This window comes from Streptomyces griseorubiginosus, assembly GCF_017614965.1.
In the GTDB taxonomy this organism is placed as follows: Bacteria; Actinomycetota; Actinomycetes; order Streptomycetales; family Streptomycetaceae; genus Streptomyces; species Streptomyces griseorubiginosus_B.
In genome coordinates, this window is sequence record NZ_WVUG01000026.1 from 1 (window position 1) to 21562 (window position 21562).

Annotated in this window: 18 protein-coding genes and 2 pseudogenes; 7 read left to right on the forward strand and 13 right to left on the reverse strand. The window is 72.1% G+C overall.

Going from position 1 to position 21562, the window contains the following annotated elements; translation table 11 throughout:
• Positions 1-261 (forward strand): annotated as a pseudogene (locus tag GRC12_RS07835) (urease accessory protein UreD); the annotation flags it as partial.
• Between the two features lie 131 nt (positions 262-392).
• Positions 393-1991, forward strand: coding sequence for an alpha/beta hydrolase (locus GRC12_RS07840; RefSeq protein WP_208778444.1), 1599 nt, complete (start codon positions 393-395; stop codon positions 1989-1991).
• Positions 1992-2059: 68 nt separating this feature from the next.
• Here GRC12_RS07840 and GRC12_RS07845 read toward each other — a convergent pair whose 3' ends face one another.
• The 7 genes from GRC12_RS07845 to GRC12_RS07875 all read right to left on the reverse strand — a co-directional run bounded on the left by GRC12_RS07845 (position 2060) and on the right by GRC12_RS07875 (position 10548).
• The gene (locus tag GRC12_RS07845; protein WP_208778445.1) at positions 2060-2785 is read right to left on the reverse strand and encodes a lysophospholipid acyltransferase family protein; all 726 of its coding nucleotides are present in this window, start codon (positions 2783-2785) and stop codon (positions 2060-2062) included.
• A gap of 95 nt (positions 2786-2880) precedes the next feature.
• On the reverse strand, positions 2881-3873 hold the full coding sequence (locus GRC12_RS07850) for an alpha/beta hydrolase (RefSeq protein ID WP_208778446.1): 993 nt from the start codon (positions 3871-3873) through the stop codon (positions 2881-2883).
• 84 nt (positions 3874-3957) lie between these two features.
• A complete protein-coding gene (locus tag GRC12_RS07855; protein ID WP_208778447.1) occupies positions 3958-5187 on the reverse strand; it encodes a PP2C family protein-serine/threonine phosphatase in 1230 nt (409 codons plus the stop codon).
• Between the two features lie 33 nt (positions 5188-5220).
• Complete coding sequence (locus tag GRC12_RS07860) at positions 5221-7683, reverse strand: SpoIIE family protein phosphatase (RefSeq protein ID WP_208778448.1); 2463 nt, start codon at positions 7681-7683, stop codon at positions 5221-5223.
• Between the two features lie 171 nt (positions 7684-7854).
• The gene (rocD, locus tag GRC12_RS07865; RefSeq protein ID WP_208778449.1) at positions 7855-9075 is read right to left on the reverse strand and encodes an ornithine--oxo-acid transaminase; all 1221 of its coding nucleotides are present in this window, start codon (positions 9073-9075) and stop codon (positions 7855-7857) included.
• The gene (gene ddaH, locus GRC12_RS07870; protein ID WP_208778450.1) at positions 9072-9896 is read right to left on the reverse strand and encodes a dimethylargininase; all 825 of its coding nucleotides are present in this window, start codon (positions 9894-9896) and stop codon (positions 9072-9074) included. The genes rocD and ddaH overlap by 4 nt, the downstream gene beginning before the upstream one ends.
• Positions 9897-10062: 166 nt before the next feature.
• A complete protein-coding gene (locus tag GRC12_RS07875) occupies positions 10063-10548 on the reverse strand; it encodes an Lrp/AsnC family transcriptional regulator (protein WP_133047614.1) in 486 nt (161 codons plus the stop codon).
• 78 nt (positions 10549-10626) lie between these two features.
• On the opposite strand from GRC12_RS07875, the gene GRC12_RS07880 reads away from it, so the two are divergent.
• From GRC12_RS07880 to GRC12_RS07895, 4 genes are all read left to right on the forward strand, one after another.
• Complete coding sequence (locus tag GRC12_RS07880; RefSeq protein WP_208778451.1) at positions 10627-11376, forward strand: LytR/AlgR family response regulator transcription factor; 750 nt, start codon at positions 10627-10629, stop codon at positions 11374-11376.
• Positions 11377-11378: 2 nt separating this feature from the next.
• Positions 11379-11777 carry a hypothetical protein gene (locus GRC12_RS07885; RefSeq protein WP_208778452.1) on the forward strand — a complete coding sequence of 133 codons (399 nt, stop codon included), beginning with the start codon at positions 11379-11381 and terminating at the stop codon, positions 11775-11777.
• 12 nt (positions 11778-11789) lie between these two features.
• Positions 11790-13502 (forward strand): sodium/solute symporter, encoded by a 1713-nt coding sequence (locus GRC12_RS07890; RefSeq protein WP_208778453.1) that lies wholly within the window; start codon positions 11790-11792, stop codon positions 13500-13502.
• A gap of 226 nt (positions 13503-13728) precedes the next feature.
• Positions 13729-14970, forward strand: a complete 1242-nt coding sequence (locus tag GRC12_RS07895; protein WP_208778454.1) for a sensor histidine kinase — start codon at positions 13729-13731, stop codon at positions 14968-14970.
• 2 nt (positions 14971-14972) lie between these two features.
• On the opposite strand, the gene GRC12_RS07900 is transcribed toward GRC12_RS07895, so the two are convergent.
• Both GRC12_RS07900 and GRC12_RS07905 read right to left on the reverse strand, forming a co-directional pair.
• The gene (locus GRC12_RS07900) at positions 14973-15146 is read right to left on the reverse strand and encodes a hypothetical protein (protein WP_133047619.1); all 174 of its coding nucleotides are present in this window, start codon (positions 15144-15146) and stop codon (positions 14973-14975) included.
• A 13-nt stretch (positions 15147-15159) separates the two neighbouring features.
• A complete protein-coding gene (locus tag GRC12_RS07905; RefSeq protein ID WP_208778455.1) occupies positions 15160-16986 on the reverse strand; it encodes a serine/threonine-protein kinase in 1827 nt (608 codons plus the stop codon).
• 32 nt (positions 16987-17018) lie between these two features.
• Between GRC12_RS07905 and GRC12_RS46665 the strand changes: the two genes are divergently transcribed.
• Positions 17019-17420, forward strand: a complete 402-nt coding sequence (locus tag GRC12_RS46665) for a hypothetical protein (protein WP_308286495.1) — start codon at positions 17019-17021, stop codon at positions 17418-17420.
• A gap of 101 nt (positions 17421-17521) precedes the next feature.
• Here the strand turns inward: GRC12_RS46665 and GRC12_RS46670 are convergent.
• The 4 genes and pseudogenes from GRC12_RS46670 to GRC12_RS07925 all read right to left on the reverse strand — a co-directional run.
• Positions 17522-18460 (reverse strand): annotated as a pseudogene (locus GRC12_RS46670) (DUF6777 domain-containing protein); the annotation flags it as partial.
• Positions 18461-18528: 68 nt separating this feature from the next.
• A complete protein-coding gene (locus GRC12_RS07915; RefSeq protein WP_208778456.1) occupies positions 18529-19479 on the reverse strand; it encodes a cytochrome c oxidase assembly protein in 951 nt (316 codons plus the stop codon).
• Between the two features lie 116 nt (positions 19480-19595).
• Positions 19596-20621, reverse strand: a complete 1026-nt coding sequence (locus GRC12_RS07920; protein WP_208778457.1) for a 6-phosphofructokinase — start codon at positions 20619-20621, stop codon at positions 19596-19598.
• 196 nt (positions 20622-20817) lie between these two features.
• Positions 20818-21546, reverse strand: a complete 729-nt coding sequence (locus GRC12_RS07925; protein ID WP_133047624.1) for a type 1 glutamine amidotransferase — start codon at positions 21544-21546, stop codon at positions 20818-20820.
• Between the last annotated feature and the right edge of the window lie 16 nt (positions 21547-21562).

Here is a 21562-nt window from a genome sequence, read left to right on the forward strand (position 1 = left end):
GTACTCGATCAGGAACTCGCCTGCGGACCCGGGGCGCCGGGAGGATGGGACGGTCCGGCCGTGCTGGGCGGGCACCGGGCCGTGGGGCAACTGGTCGTCGTACGGCCCGAGTTCGAGGCGCGGCCGGTATCGGCTCGGGTGCTGGGGGAGGGGGCCGTCGTGGCACCGCTCGCCGGGCCCGCCGTACTGGTGAGTGCCGTGGCCGGGGACGCGCTGCGGTTGCGGCGGGTGCTGGACGAGGCGCTGGGCCTGGTGGCCTGAGTATCCGCTCAGCGGGACACCCATCCCCGGTTATCGGAATGGTAAAGAAGGTCAACGACCCCTGTTCCCAGGCAGCTCACAGCCGCGAGGATCCCCCTGTCAATCGAATAGATGTAGGGGGAGGACCTCACTTGAGGGTTTTCAGACCGAACAGGCGGACGACGGTGCTCGGTTCGGCCGGAGCGCTCGTCACGGCGACGCTCATAGCCGGCGCGGTCGTGGCGCCCACCGCGAGCGCGAGCGCGCAGCACGGCCAGGACCGGGAGGCCAAGGGCGCCGCCATCGCCGCCGCGCGGGCCGCCAAGGCCGGCATCGACTGGCAGGACTGCCCCGCCGACTGGGGCTTCGCCAAGCCCATCCAGTGCGGCTGGGTCAGCGTCCCGCTCGACTACGCGCACCCGTACGGCAAGCAGCTCAAGCTCGCGGTCGACCGCATCGGCAACACGGGGACCAAGGAGGAGCGCCAGGGCGCCCTCGTCTACAACCCCGGCGGTCCCGGCGGCTCCGGCATGCGCTTCCCGACCCGCGTCACCAACAAGAACCCGGTGTGGGCCAACGTGGCCAAGGCCTACGACTTCGTGGGCTTCGACCCGCGCGGCGTCGGCCACTCCGCGCCCATCTCCTGCGAGGACCCGCAGGAGTTCGTGAAGGCGCCCAAGGCCGACCCGGTGCCGGACAGCGAGGCCGACAAGCTGGCCCAGCGCAAGCTGGCCGCCGAGTACGCCAAGGGCTGCGCCGAGCGTTCCGGCAAGGCGGTGCTCGCGCAGATGACCACGCCGAACACCGTGCGCGACCTGGACGTCATCCGCGCCGCGCTCGGCGAGAAGAAGCTCAACTACCTGGGCGTCTCCTACGGCACCTACATCGGCGCCGTCTACGGCACGCTCTTCCCGGGCCACCTGCGCCGCATGGTCGTGGACAGCGTCGTCAACCCCTCGCGCGAGAAGATCTGGTACCAGGCCAACCTGGACCAGGACGTCGCCTTCGAGGGCCGCTGGAAGGACTGGGAGGACTGGGTCGCCGCCAACGACGCCGCCTTCCACCTCGGCACCACCCGCGCCGCCGTCCAGGAGAAGTGGCTCCAGCTGCGCGCCACCGCCAAGAAGAACCCGATCGGCGGCGTCGTCGGCCCGGCCGAGCTGATCTCCTTCTTCCAGAGCGCCCCGTACTACGACTCCTCGTGGGTGCCGGTCGCGACGGTGTTCAGCAAGTACTTCGCCGGTGACACCCAGGCGCTCGTCGACGCGGCCGCCCCGGACATGTCCGACACCGCGGGCAACATCACCTCGGAGAACGGCAACGCCGTCTACACGGCCGTCGAGTGCACCGACGCCAAGTGGCCCACCAGCTGGAAGAAGTGGGACCGCGACAACACCGCGCTCAACACGAACTACCCGTTCATGACCTGGGCCAACGCCTGGATGAACCTGCCGTGCGCCACCTGGCCGGTCAAGCAGCAGACCCCGGTGAACGTGAAGACCCACAAGGGCCTGCCGCAGGTCATGATCGTGCAGTCCACGCGTGACGCCGCCACCCCCTACGACGGCGCCGTCGAACTGCACCAGCGGTTCAAGGGCTCCCGCCTGATCACCGAGAAGGACGCGGGCTCGCACGGTGTGACCGGCCTGGTCAACCCCTGCATCAACCAGCGGGTGGACGCCTACCTGCTGAGCGGCAAGCTGGACGCCGCGGACGTCACGTGCACCCCGCACGCGACGCCCAAGCCGTAACCGGCGGCTGTACGACGTGAGGGGCGGCCGGAACACTCCGGCCGCCCCTCACCCGTGCTCGACGCGTATCACCCCAGCGGCATGCGCGGGAACCGGCGCTCCCTGTCCGCGATCCCCTCGGCCTGCTGCGCCTTGACGACGGCCGCGTACTCGTCGACGTACTCCTGCTCGGAGAGCGTCAGGATCGCGTACATGATCTCGTCGGTGATGGCCCGCAGGATCGCCTTCTCGTTCTCCATGCCGGCGTAGCGGGAGAAGTCCAGGGGCTTGCCGAAGCGGATGACGACGGGGTGGAGGTTGGGGATGACCTTGCCCGGCGGCTGGGCCTCGAAGGTGCCGATCATCGCGCAGGGGATCACCGGCACCTGGGCCTTCAGAGCCATCACCGCGACCCCCACCTTGCCCTTGTAGAGGCGGCCGTCGTGCGAGCGGGTGCCCTCCGGGTAGATGCCGAGCAGCTCACCCTTGCGCAGCACCCCCAGGCCCTCGCGGATGGCCGCCTGGCCCGCCTCCTTGCCGGTGCGGTCGACCGGGATCTGGCCGGCGCTGCGGAAGAAGGCCGCCGTCAGCCGGCCCTTGATGCCGGGGCCGGTGAAGTACTCCTTCTTCGCCAGGAAGGTGATGCGGCGCTTGAGCATGGCCGGCATCAGGAAGTGGTCCGAGAAGGACAGGTGGTTGCCGGCGACGATGGCCGGGCCCGAGTCCGGGACGTGTTCGAGTCCTTCTATGCGAGGCCGGAAGACCAGTCTCAGCAGAGGTCCCAGCAACACGTATTTGAGCACGTAGTAGAACAAGGGGTCGCTCCTCACTCCGGCGGATCGCCTCGGCCGCCGAGTTCTGGCAGGTCAACCGGCGTGTTGTGGGGTTGCCAGTGTAGAGGAGCGGGGGGCTACAGGGGCAGGCTGTGGAGGACGTCCGTGACGCGTGCGGGATCTTCGGGACCGAGGTGGCCGGAATCGGGGAAATCGTGCACCGTGAAACGGTTGTGCGGGGTGAGCGCGTCGGCCTCCGTGATCATGCGGTCCTGCAGGGCCGTCGCCACCGTCCTGTCCTTGCCGAACCGCAGGTAGGTGCGCGGAATCCGCCCCCAGGCGCCCGCCCGTCCCACCGCCCGGTCGCCGTACGCCGTCATCGACTCGTCGGTCTGCATGCCGTCGAGCACCCGCAGAAACCCGGCGTCCGAGTAATTGGCGCAGATCATCTCCTTGAACACGGCGAGCTCCCGGCGGTCCGTGGTACGCCAGTTGAGGCGCAGCACGCCCAACGTCCCCGGATCGCCCGCCAGTCGGAGCGGGGTGACGGCCTGTTGTCCCTCGGGCGAGGACGCGCAGTCGTCGAGGGAGGGCATGCTGCGGCTCGGGCAGAAGGCGGCCATGTAGCAGATACGGGCGAGGAGTTCGGGCACGGCGTCGGCGACCCGGCTCACCGAGAGCCCGCCCATGCTGTGTCCGACGAGCACCACGGGCCCGCCGAGCCGCGCGGCCCGCCGTACCGCGCGGGTCACCCGGCGTTCGAAGTCGTCCAGCGAGAGCGCGGCGACCGGCGAGGCTTCCGTCGCCAGCGCCCGCAGGTCCTGGGTCTGGTAGGCCTTCGGGATGAACTTCTCGGTACCGTGCAGGGGTTGGTCCACCGCGACGACCCGGTGACCGCGCAGCGCCAGTTCCCGGCCGATCGCGGTCCAGAAGGCGCCGGCACTGTGCGTTCCGTGGACCAGGACGTACGTCCGCACGGCCGCGCTGCCGGCCGCCCGGGCCGTCCCGCTGCCCAGGCCCGCCGCGAGGGCTCCGCCCCCGGCCACCGCGGCGAGCCCCCGCAGCGCGCGCCGGCGAGTCGGTGAACCGCTGTGCGGGGCCGGTGTGTTGAGGTTCTCGTTGGCTGTCATGGCTACGACGCTACGAACGCCCGCGCCGCCCCGCCATCGCCCTGTCCACCCGGTCGGGGGTGTACATGGTGACACCGTCGCCCCTCACAGCCGCACGATGACCAGGGCGGTGTCGTCGGTCGCCCCACCCGGCGGCAGCAGCTCCAGCAGCACCGAGTCCGCGAGGCGTTCCGGATCCTCCTCGCGGTGTTCGCGGAGGGAGTCGGCGAGGCGGGCCAGGCCGGTGTCGATGTCCTCGCGTCTGCGTTCGACGAGGCCGTCGGTGTACAGGACGAGGGTGGCGCCGTCGTCGTAGGTCGTGCGGGCCTCCGGCCGGGGGAACGGGTCGGGGCGGGCGTCCAGCGGCGGGTCGGTGGCCTGGTCGAGGAACTCCACGCGGCCGTCGGCGTGGACGAGCACCGGCGGCGGATGGCCCGCGCTGCTGTAGGTGATCGTGTGGGCGTCGAAGTCGATGAACGTCGTGACGGCGGTCGCGGATTCGGCGCCGTCGACCACGTGCGCGTACCGGCCCAGCACGTTGAGGGCCTCGGCGGGCCCGACGGCCACCCGGGACGCCGCGCTCAGCGCGCTGCGCAGCTGGCCCATGACCCCGGCGGCCGCGAGTCCGTGCCCGACCACGTCGCCCACCGCGACACCGATGCGGTTGCCGCCGACGAGATCGACGAGGTCGTACCAGTCCCCGCACACGTTCAGCGCGCCGATCGCGGGCCGGTAGCGCACGGCGGCGGCGTGGTGGCCGACCTGCCGGTGCGCGGGCAGCATCGCCTCCTGCAGGGCGAGGGCGACCTCGCGTTCACGGGCGTGGGCCTGGCGCAGCCGCTCGTTGAGCTCCTGCAGTTCGCGGGCGCGGGTGTACAGCTCGGCCTCCAGGACGCGGGCCCTGGTGCCACTGGGGCCGCCGCGGGCCTTGATCAGCTCGGTGACCTCCTCGACCCGGTGCACCAGCAGCGCCGCCTTGCCGTCGGGGCCGAGCACCGGTGCGTTGACCGGGCTCCAGTAGCGCTCCTCCCACTGCCCGGACTGGTCGGGATCCTCGACGTCGTAGCGCTGGAGCGCCATGGTGTCCCGTTCGCGCGTGTCGAGCACGCGCTGCAGCGAGGCGGCCAGGTTGCGCATGCCGGTCGCCCCGTCGTCGTTGGGGTTGTCCGGGAAGACGTCGAAGAGATAGCGGCCGACGACCTGCTCACGGGTGCGCCCGGCGTTGCGCAGGAACTCCTCGTTGGCGTCGGCGTAGACCAGGTCGGGCGTCAGGAGCGCCACCATCCCCGGCAGGCACTGGAACACCGCCGCGTAGTCGATCTCGGCCTGGTTCATGGCGTCCGCCTCACTGCCGGGTTTGGGTTATTTTCACACGTCCGGTGGTGCTTGCGTCAGCGACTGCTCGGCCCAGATGACCTTCCCCTCGGGCACGAAGCGGGTGCCCCAGCGCTGGGAGAACTGGGAGACCAGCAGCAGTCCCCGGCCGCCCTCGTCGGTGGTGCGCGGATGACGCAGATGCGGGGCCGTGGCCCCGCCGTCGGAGACCTCGCAGATCAGGGCGCGCTCGCGGATCAGCCGCAGCCGGATCGGTCCCTCCGCGTGCCGGATGGCGTTGGTGACCAGCTCGCTCACCACGAGTTCCGTGGTGAAGACCAGGTCGTCCAGGCCCCACTCGGCCAGCTGCCGGGCGGCCTCCTTGCGGGCGGCGGACACGATCGCCGGGTCACCGGGCAGGTCCCAGTCGGCGACCTGGTCGGCGCCCAGCAGGCGGGTGTGCGCCATCAGCAGGGCCACGTCGTCGTGCGGCCGGACGGGGACCAGCGCGTCGACCACGGCCTGGCAGGTCAGGTCGAGCGAGGCGGCGCGCCGGGCGAGCGCCAGACGCAGCCGGTCGCGGTCGGGATCCACGGCCCAGTCGCGCTCCTCACGGGCCAGCAGCCCGTCGGTGTGCAGGGCGAGGACGCTGCCCTCGGCCAGCGCCAGCTCGACGGCCTCGAAGGGCGGGCCGCCCGCGCCGAGCGGCGACCCCTGCGGCAGGTCCACGAACGTGACCGAGCCGTCCGGCAGCACGACGGCGGGCGCGGGATGGCCCGCCGCGGCCATGGTGCACTGTCCGTCGACGGGGTCGTAGACGACGTACACGCACCCGGCGCCCACGGCCTGGAGGCCGGCCGCCCCCGGCTCGTCCCCCTCCTCCCGGGCGGTGCTCGCCACCAGGTCGTCGAGGTGCGCGAGGACCTCCTCCGGCGGCAGGTCCAGCGCCGCCAGGGTCCGTACGGCGGTCCGCAGCCGTCCCATCGCGGCGGCGGCGTCGATGCCGTGGCCCGGCACCTCGCCCACGACCAGGGCGACCCGGGCGCCGGAGAGCTGGATGAGGTCGTACCAGTCGCCGCCGAGCCCGGTCAGTTCGTCGGCCGGCCGGTAGCAGGCGGCCACCTCCACCGCGTCCTGTTCGGGCAGCCGGTGCGGCAGCAGGCTGCGCTGGAGGACCAGGGCCGCGTCCCGCTCCCGGGTGTAGCGGCGGGCGTTGTCCACGCAGACGGCCGCCCGCGACACCAGGTCCTCGGCCAGGCTCAGGTCGTCCTCGTCGAACGGCTCCTGCCGGCCCCGGCGGAAGAAGCTGGTGACGCCGAGGGTGACGCCCCGCGCCCGGACCGGCACGAGCATCACGGTGTGCAGACCCAGGTCGAGGAAGGTGGCCGCGCGGTCGCCCGGTATGTCGGTGGCCCACTCCTTGGCCAGCGGGTCCAGCCGCTCCTCGCGCCAGGAGACGCCCGTGGCCAGCGAGCGGACCGGCGGCGAACCGGCGAGGTAGGTGGCGACCTCCCCGATCGCGACGACGGCCTCCGGAACGCCCGGGTTCACCGACTGCTGGCCGGCCCTGCGCAACGGCACCCGCTGCTGGTCGCCGAGCGGCCCCGGAGCGCGTTCCGCGCCGCGCAGCACCCACTCCAGCAGATCCACGGCGACGAAGTCGGCGAGCTCCGGCACGGCCACGTCGGCCAGCTCCTGGGCGGTCCGGGTGATGTCCAGGGTGCGGCCGATGTGCTCGCCGGCCCGGTCCAGCAGGGCGAGTCGCTGCCGTGCGCGGTGTTTGTCGGAGATGTCGACGACGGTGTAGTACACGCCCATCGGATGGCCGCCGTCGTCCTCGAGACGGGTGAACGACATCATGTGCGCCGTCTCCCGGTGCGGCGCAGAGCGCAGCTGGCCGACGTGCTCATACCCGATCACCGGCCGGCCGCTCTCCAGCACGCGCCGCATCTGGGCCTCGATGGCCTCGGAGTCGATGCCCGGCTGGATCTCCGCCAGCCGCCGCCCCAGCCGGTCCCGGGCCGAACCGCCGCCGAACTGCTCCAGCGCCGCGTTCGACCAGACGCAGCGCAGGTTCACGTCGACGATCGCCATGCCGACGGGGGAGCCGGTCACCATCTGCTCCAGCACCGTACGGCTCATGTCCCAGCCGCGCGCCCCGGCGGCCACGTCGGAGAGCAGGACCAGCCAGCGGGCCGCGCCGCCGGGTTCCACCGCGGGAGTGATGCGCACCATCACCCGCACCGGCCGGCCGCCCTTGCGTCGGGCCGTCAGCAGCCCGGCCCACCCGCCGTCCCTGCGGCACCGCTCGGCGAGTTCGGGCATCCGCTCGGCGTCCTCCGTGGCCAGCAGACCGCCGACCCCGGTGCCCACCACCTCGGCGGCCGTGTACGCCAGCAGCCGCTGGGCGTCCCGGGTCCAGCTGCGCACCACGCCGTCCGCGTCGATCAGCAGGGGCGCGGCATCGGCCACGTCGAAGCGCTGACCGGCGACGTCCTGCTCCTCGTGAGTGCCCACGGCCGACCTCTCTGTCGCTGAGAGTGGTCTACCACCTCTTGACCCAATCTTCACCCTTCGGGCATCAGGGACGCGCCAAGGGGTCCCTTCACTATGAGCGTCCGCGCGACCCGGACGGGCACAGCGAAAGGACCCCCAAGGGCGGGGGCGGCCGGACCGCCCCCGCCGGGGTCAGGAACCCAGCACCCTCTCCAGGGCGCCGAGCGCGCCCGTCAGCTCCTCCGCCGTGATCGTCAGCGGCGGGGCCAGCCGGATCGTCGAGCCGTGGGTGTCCTTGACCAGGATCCCTTCGCGCTGGAGGCGTTCGCTGATCTCGCGGCCGGTGCCGATGGCCGGGTCGACGTCCACGCCCGCCCACAGGCCCCGGGCACGGAACCCGGTGACGCCCTTGCCGACGAGCCCGGCCAGCCCGCCGCGCAGGACCACTCCCAGCTCGGCCGCCCGGCGCTGGAACTCGCCGGTCTCCAGCAGCTCGACCACGGCCGTGCCGACCGCCGCCGCGAGCGGGTTGCCGCCGAACGTCGAGCCGTGTTCGCCGGGCCGCAGCACGCCGAGCACGTCCCGGCGGGCGACCACCGCGGACACCGGCACGATGCCGCCGCCCAGCGCCTTGCCCAGCAGCAGCACGTCCGGCACGACCGACTCGTGCTCCACGGCGAGGGTGCGGCCGGTGCGGCCGAGGCCCGACTGGATCTCGTCCGCGACGAACAGGCAGCCCTTGCGCCGGGTCAGCTCGCGCACACCGGTGAGATAGCCGTCGTCCGGGATGACCACGCCCGCCTCGCCCTGGATGGGCTCGATGAGCACGGCTGCCGTCGTGTCGTCGACCGCCGCCTCCAGTGCGGCCAGGTCGTTGTACGGCACGATCCGGAAGCCGGGTGTGAAGGGGCCGAAGCCCGCCCGTGCCGTCTCGTCCGTGGAGAAGCTGACGATCGTCGTCGTACGGCCGTGGAAGTTCTCCGCGGCGACCACGATCGTCGCCCGGTCGGCGGGGACGCCCTTGACCTCGTACGCCCACTTGCGGGCCACCTTGATGCCGGACTCGACCGCCTCGGCGCCGGTGTTCATCGGCAGGACCATGTCCAGGCCGGTCAACTCGGCCAGCCGCTCGGCGAATTCGGCCAGCTTGTCGTTGTGGAAGGCGCGGGAGGTGAGCGTCAGACGGTCCAGCTGGCGGTGCGCGGCCTCGATCAACGCCGGGTGGCGGTGGCCGAAGTTGAGGGCCGAGTAGCCCGCCAGCATGTCCAGGTACCGGCGGCCCTCGACGTCCTCGACCCAGGTGCCCTCGGCACGGGCGACGACCACGGGCAGCGGGTGGTAGTTGTGCGCCAGGACCGGTTCCTCGGCGCGGATCAGGTCGGCGGACGAACGCGTGGTCACGGGAGCGGTCATGAACGGATCTCCTGGGTGCAGCACTTGATGCCGCCGCCTGCCTTGCGGAACTCGGACAGGTCGACGGGCACGGGGACATAGCCGCGGTCGGCGAGGGAGGCGGCCAGGGACTCGGCCTGGGGCGCGATGAAGACGTTCCTGCCGTCGGAGACGGAGTTGAGGCCGAAGTGCAGCGCGTCGTCGAGGGTGGCGAGCACCGCGTCCGGGTACAGCCGCGCCAGCACCTCGCGGCTGCCCGGGGAGAACGCCTCCGGGTAGTACGCCACGTTGTTGCCCTCGGCGGAGTCGTCCAGGACGAACAGCGCCGTGTCCAGGTGGTAGAAGCGCGGGTCCACCAGGGTCAGGCTGATCACCGGGTGGCCGAAGAACTCCTGCACCTCGCGGTGCGCCTCGCGGGTCGTACGGAAGCCGGTGCCGGCCAGCATGTACCGGCCCGTCCACACCAGGTCGCCCTCGCCCTCGCAGACGGACTCGGGGCGGTGGACGGCGAAGCCGGCCGCCTTGAACCAGGTGTCGTAGTAGGTGGACTCCGGGCGCCGCTGGGGCGCGTGGAAGAGGGAGCCGAAGACGCGGCCGTCCACGACGACCGCCGAGTTCGCGGCGAAGACCATGTCCGGCAGGCCGGGGGCCGGCTCCACGGAGTCGACGGTGTGGCCGTGGGTCCGGTAGGCGCTGATCAGCGCCTGCCACTGGGCCTGGGCCAGGTCCACGTCGACGCGGACATCGGGTTGCATCCAGGGGTTGATCGCGTACTGCACGGCGAAGTGTCTGGGTTCGCAGACGAGGTACCGCCGCCGGCGCGGCACACGGGAGTCGGACACAGAGGGGTTCCTCCGCTTCCTGGGGTGTCGACTGAGGGTTGACACCAAGGTAGGAAGTGACGGAGAGGGGCGACAAGCAACGAGAATTGCGTGTCCGCGCAGGAACGCTGCGTCTTCGACCGGTATCACGCAGTCTTGCTGCGCACTCGGATGTTTATTCGGGTGTTTATTCGGGTGCGGGCTGCGTGGCCCCCGCCTCCGGCGATTCCGGGAGGAGATGCGACAGCACCATCACGCTGATCGTCTTGCGGATGAAGGGCTCCGTGCGGATGCGCTCCAGCACCTCCTCGAAGTGGTCCACGTCCCGGGCCCGGACATGCAGCAGCGCGTCCGCTCCGCCGGTCACCGTCATGGCCGCGGTAATCTCCGGATGGTTGCGGACCACCTCCGCCAGCCGCCGCGGCGGCGCCGCGCCCTCGCAGTAGACCTCGACGTACGCCTCCGTGCGCCAGCCCAGCGCCGCGGGCTGGACGGTGGCGGTGAACCCGGTGATCACGCCCGTCTCGCGCAGCCGGTCCACCCGCCGCTTCACCGCCGTGGACGACAGCCCGACCGCCGCGCCGATCTCGGCGAAGGACGTCCTGGCGTTCGCCATCAGTGCCGTGACGATCTTCCGGTCGGTGTCGTCGAAGGGAGCCGGACCGCTGTTCATGTCGGCACTGTATCCAGCGCGAACGTCCACTTCCCGGGACATGTCCACGCGTCGGGATTCCACCTACACTCCGGGTTCATGCTGCGTGCCCTCGCCGTCGACGACGAACGCCCCTCACTGGAGGAACTGCTGTACCTGCTGAACGCGGACCCTCGCATCGGCAGCGCGGAGGGCGCGGGCGACGCGACCGAGGCGCTGCGCCGCATCAACCGGGCGCTCCAGTCGGGGCCGGGCGGGCCCGAGGCGATCGACGTGGTCTTCCTCGACATCCAGATGCCCGGCCTGGACGGCCTGGACCTGGCGCGGCTGCTCAGCGGGTTCGCCAAGCCGCCGCACATCGTGTTCGTCACCGCCCACGAGGACTTCGCGGTGCAGGCCTTCGACCTCGAGGCGGTCGACTACGTCCTCAAGCCCGTCCGCAAGGAACGCCTCGCCGAGGCGATACGCCGGGCCGCCGAACTCACCGGCAACACCCCGCGCATCCGCGTCCACGAGCCCGACCCCGATCAGATACCGGTCGAACTCGGCGGTGTCACCCGCTTCGTGGCGGTCGACGACATCACCCATGTCGAGGCCCAGGGCGACTACGCCCGCCTGCACACCGGCAAGGGCAGCCACCTCGTACGGATCCCGCTGTCCACCCTGGAGGACCGCTGGCGCACCCGCGGCTTCGTCCGCATCCACCGCCGCCATCTGGTCGCCCTGCGCCATGTCGGTGAACTCCGCCTGGACGCCGGCACGGTGAGCGTCCTGGTGGGCGGCGAGGAGCTGCAGGTCAGCCGGCGTCACGCGCGTGAGTTGCGGGACCTGCTGATGAGGAGGTCCTGAGCATGCCCCACCAGGACCCCGCCGAGCGGCGCGTCGTCGTCACCGGACCGCCCCGGCGCACCCTCCCCCACGCTCGGCTTCGCTCGCGCGGGCGGTACCCCCATGCCTCCGGCTACTACCGTCCACGCACCGAGATCGACGAGCAGACCACCCTCGGCCACACCTACGTCCGTTCCCTCATGCGCTCCCAACTCCGCGCAGGTCTCGCGGTGTTCGCGGTTCTCGGCCTGTTGATCGGCCCGCTGCCGCTGGTGTTCAACGCCATGCCGGACGCCCACCGCCTCGAATGGGCCGTCCTCGGCTTCTGCCTGTACGCCCCGCTGGTCCTGCTCGCCCTCTGGTACGTCCGCCGCGCCGAACGCAACGAACGGGACTTCGTGCGGCTCGTCGAGGACCGCTGAAGCGGCAGCACCATGAACTCCAGCTACGCCGTCCCGGCCGTCGCCCTCGTCGTCGTGGCGACCGTCCTCGTCGGCGCCTTCGGCCTGCGCATCTCGCGCACCACCTCCGACTTCTACGTCGCCTCCCGCACCGTCGGCCCCCGCCTCAACGCGGCCGCCATCAGCGGCGAGTACCTCTCCGCCGCCTCCTTCCTGGGCATCGCGGGCCTGGTCCTCGTCCAGGGCCCCGACATGCTCTGGTACCCGGTCGGCTACACCGCCGGCTACCTGGTCCTGCTGCTGTTCGTCGCCGCCCCGCTGCGCCGCTCCGGCGCCTACACCCTGCCCGACTTCGCCGAGGCGCGGCTCGGCTCGCCGGGCGTGCGGCGGCTGGCCGGTGCCTTCGTCGTCGGGGTGGGCTGGCTGTATCTGCTGCCCCAACTCCAGGGCGCCGGGCTGACGTTGACGGTCCTCACCGGAGCCCCCGACTCGCTCGGCGGGCTGATCGTGGCCCTCGTCGTGGTGGCCACGGTCGCCGCCGGCGGCATGCGCAGCATCACCTTCGTCCAGGCCTTCCAGTACTGGCTGAAGCTCACCGCCCTGCTCGTCCCCGCCCTCTTCCTCGCGGTGGCCTGGCAGGGCGACGGAGCCCCCAGCCACGCCTTCCAGGAACCGGCGACCTTCCGCGAACAGCGCGTCGTACGCGTCGACGACAGCCTCGACCTCAAGCTGGCCGCCCCCCTGACGGTCACCGTGACCGGCACGGTCGACGGCCGCGCCCACGACGGCCGGCGCCTCGAACTCCCCGCCGGAACCCACCACATCGCGGAGGGCACCCGGCTGAGCTTCGCCAAGGGCACCGCCGTCCCGACCGCCGACCCCGGCACCAACGGCGGTATGTCAACCTCCCTCGCCACGGGCCGCCAGGAACGGCCGCTGTACGCCACGTACGGACTGATCCTCGCCACCTTCCTCGGCACCATGGGCCTGCCCCACGTGGTCGTCCGCTTCTACACCAGCCCGCACGGCGTCGCCGCCCGCCGCACCACGGTGGCCGTCCTCGGCCTGATCGGCGCGTTCTACCTGCTGCCGCCCCTGTACGGCGCCCTCGGCCGGCTCTACACGCCCGAACTCGTCCTCACCGGCGACGCGGACGCCGCCGTACTGCTGCTGCCGGACCGCATGATCGGCGGCGTCGGCGGCGATCTGCTCGGCGCGCTGGTGGCGGGCGGGGCCTTCGCCGCGTTCCTGTCCACGGCGTCCGGGCTGACCATGGCCGTCGCGGGCGTCCTCACCCAGGACGTCCTGCCCTCGCGCGGGGTACGGCACTTCCGGCTCGGCACGGTGCTCGCCATGGCCGTGCCGCTGGCCGCCAGCGTGCTGGTGGGCGGGCTGCCGGTGGCGGACGCGGTGGGGCTCGCCTTCGCGGTGTCCGCCTCCTCCTTCTGCCCGCTGCTGGTTCTCGGCATCTGGTGGCGGCGACTGACCCCGCCGGGCGCGGCGGCGGGGATGCTGACCGGGGGCGGCTCGGCGTTCGTGGCGGTCGCGGCGACCATGGCGGACGTGCCCGGCACGGGCCCCGCGCACGCTCTGCTGGCCTGGCCCGCACTCTGGTCGGTGCCGCTGGGCTTCCTCACCATGGTGCTGGTGTCCCTGGCCACCCCGGGCCGGGTACCGGCCGGAACGGAGGCGATCCTGGCGCGGTTCCATCTGCCGGAGGAACTGCGGGCGGAGGTGAAGGCGTGAGGAGTCGGACGGTCCGGCCGATTGCCGTGACGGCCCCCGCGTGCGGGTTTGGGGGGTGGCGCGGGCGTGCAGGGCGGGCGGTTGGCGTGACTGTCCCCGCCTGCGGCGGCGAGAGCTCGCGCTGCCGCGCCGGGCGGGCGGTTGCTGCGACCGGCCCTCCTTGTGGCGGCGACGCCTTGCGCTGGCGGGGCGTCGGCGTGCCGTCCCGGGATGCGGAGGTGACCGCGTGAGTGGCTTCCTGGCCGGTCTGTGTGTGGCCGTTCTCCCGCTGCTGGCCGCCGGGTTCTGGCTCGGGCGGCGTACCGCGCGGCCCGACAGCCTCGGCGATCTCGGCACCCCCGTCGAGCACGCCACCTTCCAGACCCTGCACACCGCCTCGCTCGCCGCGCCGCCGCTGCGGGCCGGGCTGACCGAGGAGACGGCGCGCAAGTCGGCCCGTCGGCTGCGCACCCTGCTCGGTACGGACGCGCTGTGCCTGACCGACCGCGAGCGGGTCCTGGTCTGGGACGGCGTCGGCGCCCACCACCGCGGCGAGATCATGGAACGCCTCTCCGGCGTCCTGGAGACCGGCCGCGGCGAGGCGTTCCGCCTCAGGTGCGAGACGCCGGACTGCCCGGTGCGCTGGGCGGTCGTGGCGCCCTTCACCGTCGACGACCGGGCGCACGGCGCCCTCGTCGCCTGCGCCCCGCGCGAGTCCGCCGTCCTGGTCCGGGCCGCGGGCGAGGTCGCCCGCTGGGTGAGCGTCCAACTCGAGCTCGCGGACCTCGACCAGTCCCGCACCCGGCTGATCGAGGCCGAGATCAAGGCACTCCGGGCCCAGATCTCCCCGCACTTCATCTTCAACTCGCTCGCGGTGATCGCCTCGTTCGTGCGCACCGACCCCGAGCGTGCCCGCGAACTCCTCCTCGAATTCGCCGACTTCACCCGCTACTCGTTCCGCAGGCACGGCGACTTCACCACCCTCGCCGACGAACTCCACGCCATCGACCACTATTTGGCGTTGGTCCGGGCCCGCTTCGGCGACCGTCTCTCCGTCACCCTGCAGATCGCCCCGGAAGTCCTGCCGGTCACCCTGCCGTTCCTGTGCCTGCAGCCCCTCGTCGAGAACGCCGTCAAGCACGGCCTGGAGGGCAAGGCCGCGACCGCCGGCGGCAAGTGCCACATCAGCATCACCGCCCAGGACGCCGGCGCCGAGGCGTTGGTCGTCATCGAGGACGACGGCGTCGGCATGGACCCGGTCCTGCTGCGCCGCATCCTCGCAGGCGAGGTCAGCCCCTCGGGCGGCATCGGGCTGTCCAACGTCGACGACCGGCTCCGCCAGGTCTACGGCGACGACTACGGGCTCGTGATCGAGACCGCCGTCGGCGCGGGCATGAAGGTCACCGCCCGGCTGCCGAAGTACCAGCCGGGCGTCCACCCCGCGGGCCGGATCACCCAGGAATTCTCGGGGGAGTACTCCGGGGACTGAGCCTAGGTCCCGCTGCGGGTGGCGATCATTCCGAGGGTGAGCAGCCCCAGCACGACCCAGCCGAACCACAGCCAGCCGTTGCTGCCGAGCGCCACCGTGTAGGCGGTCACCACGACCAGACCGCCGACGGTGAGCACCCCCATCGTCTTCGTAGAGCCGTCCGTGGAACCGGGCATCGCGACACCCTCCTCAGGATTCGTCCCCCTCCATGGTGCCCCCGTTCTGCCTGCGGACGGTGCACACGACGAAATGCGTGCCCGACTTCCACGGCCCCTCACTGGTCCAGGACCCCGAGGCGTACACCGACGGATCGAAGCCGTAGTCGCGCGGCGGCACGTCCTTCGCGCACACCGCGTCCGACTCCGTACGCGCCTCGGCGTACGTGACGTCCCTGCCCAGCCGGGTGAAACCGAGCACCTGCTCGTCGTGCGGGTCCTTGCAGGAGACCAGCCGGGCGTCCCTGTTGGAGCGGGTCAGGAGGCAGTCCCGGCGCTGCATGTTCGCCGTGTCCGAGAAGGCGAGTCCCGGCTTCCGGTGTGCCCCGAGCGGCCCGTAGACCGGCCCGTGCGCGCCCAGCACCAGACAGGCGGTCCGGCGCCCCGCGGCCTCGAAACCGGCCCTGGTCGGCACCACGGCGACCGTACGGACGTCCGCCAGCCCCTCCCGGATCTCCTGCGTCCGCTCCTCGCACCGCGCCGGTCCCAGCGTGCGCGCCTCGTCCGCCGAGGCGGCCGCCACGAACGCCATCACCTGCCCGTCCGGCGCCTTGTCCCGGCAACTGCGATCGATCGTCAGCCGGGGCGTGCCCCGGAAGCGGACCGCGTCGGGCCAGTCGGCGAGCACGCAGTCACCGTCCTGCAGCGGCCGGGTGAGCCCGACCGCGGTGCCGTACGGGGCCGCCTTCCCGCCGTCGTCCCGTGTCTGGTGGGCCATGGCGTACCAGACGCCGCCCAGGGCCAGCACCAGCCCCAGGGACGCGGCGAGCAGGGCGCGCAGGGCGCGGGGCAGTTCGCGGCGCCGGTGGGCGGGCGCCCGCGCCGGGGCCGGCCCGAAGCCGGCCGGGCCGGGGCCGGGAGGGGGAGCGGTGACGTCGGCCCACGGCGGCTGCGAGCCGAGGTCGGTCCGGGTCCGGGCGTACGGCTCGGCCTGCGGTGTCACGATCCCCGACAGCGCCGCCTCCGCCTCGGCCGCCGACGCCCGCCGCCCCGGGTCCTTCTCCAGCAGACCCCGCAGGACGGGCGCCAACGCGCCGGCGCGCACGGCGGGCCGCGGCTCCTCCATGACCACCGCGGTCACCTCGGCGAGATGCGACGCGCGCTCGAAGGGAGCCCGGCCCTCGACGCCGTAGTAGAGCGTGCAGCCCAGCGAGAACAGATCGGTCGCCGGGGTCGGCGGACCGCCCGTCGCCCGCTCGGGCGCCAGATAACCCGACGTCCCCACCAGCACGGACGCCAGCGTGTACCGCGTCTCGCCGCCGTCCGGCCGCACCGAGATGCCGTAGTCCGTCAGCAGGACGCGGCCGTACGGCGCCCCGGTGCGGTCCGGCGCCAGCAGGATGTTCGCCGGTTTCACGTCCCGGTGCATCACGCCCCGCTCGTGCCCGGCGGTCAGCGCGTCGAGCACGGCGAGGCCGATCCGGGCGCACTCCGCCGGGGCGAGCGGGCCGCGCGTCTCGACCAGTTCCTTGAGGTCGACGGCGCCCGTCACGTACTCCATGACGATCCACGGCAGCCCCTCGTGCTCCAGCACGTCGTGCACGGTCACCACATGCGGGTGGCCGCGCAGTCCGGCCGCGTGCCGGGCCTCCGCCCGGGCCCGGGCCACCCGCGCCTCGCGCTCCTCACCCACGGGATCCGGATCGCGGAACACGATCTCCTTGAGCGCGACCTCGCAGGCGAGTCTCTGGTCGTGGGCGAGCCACACATGGCCCATGCCGCCGCTGCCGAGCCGGTTCAGCAGCAGATAACGGCCGGCGATGACCCGGCCCACTCCCGACGTCGGTGATCCTGAATGCATCCGGTGACTCCCGGGTTCTGCGGAGGCGCTACGTGATCGCGCCCGAGGCGGACCCGGAGGACCCGGGCCCACTCGGGCCGGGCGCGCCGCTCGTCGGCCCACTGGTGGCCGGGGCGCTGACGGTCGCGGGCGGCGGCGGTGCGCTGCTGGTGACCTTGCCGGGCGTTGGCGGCGGGCTGGTGGTCGTCGGGCCGCTGGGCGGAGCCGGCGCGACGGTCGTCGCCGGCTTGCTTGTCGGTGGCCCGGCGCTGGTGGTCGCGGGCTTGCCGGTCGTCTGCCCTGCGCCGGCCGTCGATGGCGGTGCGCTCGACGGCGGCGGTGGGGAGCTCGGCGGCTGGGAGCTGGGCGGTGGGCTCGACGGCGGTGTCGGGGCGGAGGACGGGCCGGGCCCGCTGCTCGATCCGGACGACGGAGGCGTCGGAGGTGACGGATGAGGGCTGACCGATCCCGACGGACCGGGCGGCGGAGGCAGTGGGGGAGTGCTCGGTGCCACGGACGTGCTCCCGGGTGAACTCCCCCCGGCCGTGCTCAGCGTCACGTACTGCCCGAACGGCAGCTCGGTGCCGGCCGGCGGGTCGGATGCCGTGACCAGGGCGTCGTCGGCGGGCAGCGCCTTGCCGGCGTACCCGGCCGCGAGCCCCTGGGCGGCCAGCACACGGCTCGCCCGCCCGAAGGTCGTCCCGGTGAGATCCGGCACCGCTCGACGGCGGCCCGCGTCGAAGGGCTTGTCGCGCGTCCCCGTCGTGCCGACCGGACGGTCGATGCCCCGGTTCGGATCGCCGACGTCGACCAAGGCGAGCCGCTCCATTTTCCTCGGCGCGGGCCGTACGGCCACCACGGAGGAACGCGTGAATCCCTTCCACTTCCGGTTACCGTTCTCGAACTTGACCGAAATGCGATTCGTGTCATGGGTGAAGGGTCGCAGCGGATTTCCGCACGAACATTTCACGGCGGGCGCCCCCTGCTGATCGACGAGAATGGCGATTCCGGCCTGCAGCAAGGAGTCGAAGGGAACAGCCTTTCCCTTCCTGTAGTCGTGATTCCGTACGAGTGTGTCGTGACGCAGGAGAACAGGAGTGAGCCGGTCCAGATATCCCGGAATCCGGTCCGTGGAAATACCCAGCGCCGTCGCCCACGCCTGCGCCTTCCGGTGATTGCCGGGAGCCGTGAGGAACGCCTTGAGCTTCCGGACGTCACAGATGGTCGGCCTGCGCGTGCCTCCGTACAGCCCGGGCGTGTCCCCCTGCTGGAGACTGCCGCGTACGGCCTGCGGCCGGAGCGCCTCGTCGTGTCCCAGGCCGCCGCTCTCGTCGAAGAAAGGCGCGAGAGACGGAACTCCCGCGGCCACCGCCCGTACCAGCGTCAGCGGCGTACTTCGATCACATCCACTGAGCGCCAGTACGAATACGAGCAGGACGGCGATCCAGCGAAACGCCGATTTCCCGGCCCTGTGCATAAATGCGCGAAGTGTCATCACCGCTCCCCCCGGCGGTTTTCCCCCTGCGCATCATGCTACTGAAAGGCGCCGAACGGCGAACCCTTTCACCGCCCGCGTGCGTTCAATGAGGCCAGATAGGCGTTGTAGGCCTCGAGTTCCTTGTCGCCGTCGCGGTCGGCGGCCCGGTCCTTGCGCTTGGCCTGCCGCTGCTCCGAGCTGTACCACTGGAACAGCAGGGCGAGCAGCACCAGCACCGAGGGGACCTCGCTGAACGCCCAGGCGATGCCGCCGGCCGCGGTCTGGTCGGAGAGCGCGTCGATGCCGAGGGAGGCGGGCGGGTTCTTGAACGTCTCCACCATCGGCGTCGACGCCATCATCAGCGCGATGCCGAAGAACGCGTGGAACGGCATGCCGGCGAACAGCTCCAGCATCCGCATGAGGTGGCCCGGCCGCTGCGGTCCGGGGTCCACGCCGATGATCGGCCAGAAGAACACGACGCCCACGGCCAGGAAGTGCACCATCATCGCGATGTGTCCCGCCTTCGACCCCATCAGGAAGTCGAACAGCGGCGTGAAGTACAGCCCGTACAGGCTCGCGATGAACAGCGGGATGGTGAACGCCGGGTGCGTGATGATCCGCATGTACCGGCTGTGCAGCAGCATCAGCAGCAGCTCACGCGGCCCCTTGCGGCCCTTGCCCGCGGTGGGCAGTGCGCGCAGGGCGAGGGTGACGGGGGCGCCGAGCAGGATCAGGATGGGCGACAGCATGCTGATGATCATGTGCTGCACCATGTGCACGCTGAACATGACCATGCCGTAGTCGTTCAGCCGGGTGCACATCACCAGACCGACGGTCAGCACACCGGTGACGTACGACACCGTCCGTCCCGGCGACCACTTGTCGCCGCGGCGCCGCAGCCGTACGACCCCCCATCCGTACAGCGCGAGTCCCGCCAGGCAGGCGACGAGGAAGAACGGATCGGCGGACCACTCGAGCCCCCGCCCCAGCGTGAACGGCGGCAGATCCATGGTCATGCCGTGCCCGCTGTGATCCATCGGACGGCTCCTGATTCGTGGGGGTTGTGCATGTGTGTCCCCCACAGACTAGAACCGCCCCCGGCCGCGCCCGCGACCGGGGCCGACCGCTCGGGACGTACGGGCTCAGCGGGGCGCTAGAGAACGCACTCGGCCTCGTCGTAGCGCTCGGCGGGCACCGTCTTGAGCGTCTCCACCGCCTGAGCCAGCGGCACCATCACGATGTCCGTGCCGCGCAACGCGGTCATCCTGCCGAACTCCCCGCGGTGCACGGCCTCCACGGCGTGCCAGCCGAAGCGGGTGGCGAGCACGCGGTCGTACGCCGTCGGCGTGCCGCCGCGCTGGACGTGGCCCAGGATGACCGGCCGGGCCTCCTTGCCCAGCCGCTCCTCCAGCTCGATGGACAGCTGGCGGGCGATCCCGGCGAACCGCTCATGGCCGTAGACGTCCTTGCCGCCCTCGTCGAAGTCCATCGTGCCGGCCTTGGGCTTGGCGCCCTCCGCCGCGACGACGATCGCGAACCGCTTGCCCGCCTCGAACCGCTCGCCGACCCGCCCGGCCAGCTCCTCGATGTCGAAGGGCCGCTCGGGCACGACGATGGCGTGCGCTCCGGCCGCCATGCCGGAGTGCAGCGCGATCCAGCCGGTGTGCCGCCCCATGACCTCCACGACCAGCACCCGCTGGTGCGACTCCGCGGTGGTCTTCAGCCGGTCCAGTGCCTCGGTCGCCACCCCCACGGCCGTGTCGAAGCCGAAGGTGACGTCCGTGACCGCGATGTCGTTGTCGATGGTCTTGGGCACGCCGACGATCGGCAGCCCGCTGTCGTACATCAGCCGGGCGGCCTTGAGCGTGCCCTCGCCGCCGATGGGGATGATCGCGTCGAGGCCGAGCTCCTCGACATGCCCCTTCGCCCGCTCCACGCCGTCGCGCAGGTGCGAGGGCTGGACGCGGGAAGAGCCGAGGATCGTGCCGCCGCGCGCCAGGATGCCGCCCACCGCGTCGAGGTCGAGCTTGAGGTAGTCGCACTCCAGGAGGCCCTTCCAGCCGTCCCGGAAGCCGATGACCTCGTCGCCGTGGTCGGCCACGGCTCGGTGCACGACGGATCGGATGACCGCGTTCAGGCCGGGGCAGTCGCCGCCGGACGTGAGGACACCAATACGCATAGCCCGAAAGACCTTCTCACCGTGTAAACGTGGGCCGGGACCGGACCACGTCGTCCGGTTCGATCCCCGCCACCCTAGCGGCAGGAGGGGGCGGGGCCGTACCGTCCGTCCGCCTGCTGGACGACCTCGCTCACCTGTGCGGAGTCATCGTCAGACGGGCCGGTAAAGACGGGCTTGAGGACAGGTGTACGGCAGCTCAGGCGGGCTGCTGAGCCGCCGCGATGCGCTCGCCGCGCAGCGCCTCGTACCACCGGTCGTCGGTCGGCGGCAGCGCGTTGACGTCGAGCGCCAGCTTCAGCAGGAGGTCGGCGATGAGCGGGTTGCGCGCCAGCACCGGACCGTGCATGTAGGTGCCGAAGACCGTGTCGTTGTACGCGCCCTCCGTGCCGTCCCCCGTGCCGTTGCCGTTGCCCAGGCGCACGTTCGCGAAGGGGCGGGCGGTCGGGCCGAGGTGGGTGACGCCCTGGTGGTTCTCGAAGCCGGTCAGCTGGGGCAGGCCCAGGCGCGGGTCGATGTCGGCGAGCACGTCACCGACGCACCGCTCGCCCTCGCCGCGCACGGACACCACGTCCAGCAGCCCGAGGCCGGGCTCGCGCTGGCCGAGGTCGTTGATGAACTCGTGGCCGAGGATCTGGTAGCCGGCGCAGACGGAGAAGACGATCGCGCCGTTCTCCACCGCCCGGTGCAGGCCCCCGTCCCGGCGCAGCCGCTCGGCCGCGAGCCGCTGCGGACGGTCCTCGCCGCCGCCGATCAGGTAGATGTCCCCGGAGGTCGGGATCGGCTGGTCGCTGCGCACGTCGAGCCGGGCCACGTCGAGGCCGCGCTGGCGGGCCCGGCGCTCCACGACGAGCACGTTGCCCTGGTCGCCATAGGTGCTGAGCAGGTCGGGGTAGATCCAGACGACCCGCAGGCTGTTGTCACTCACTGATGTCCCCTGAGTT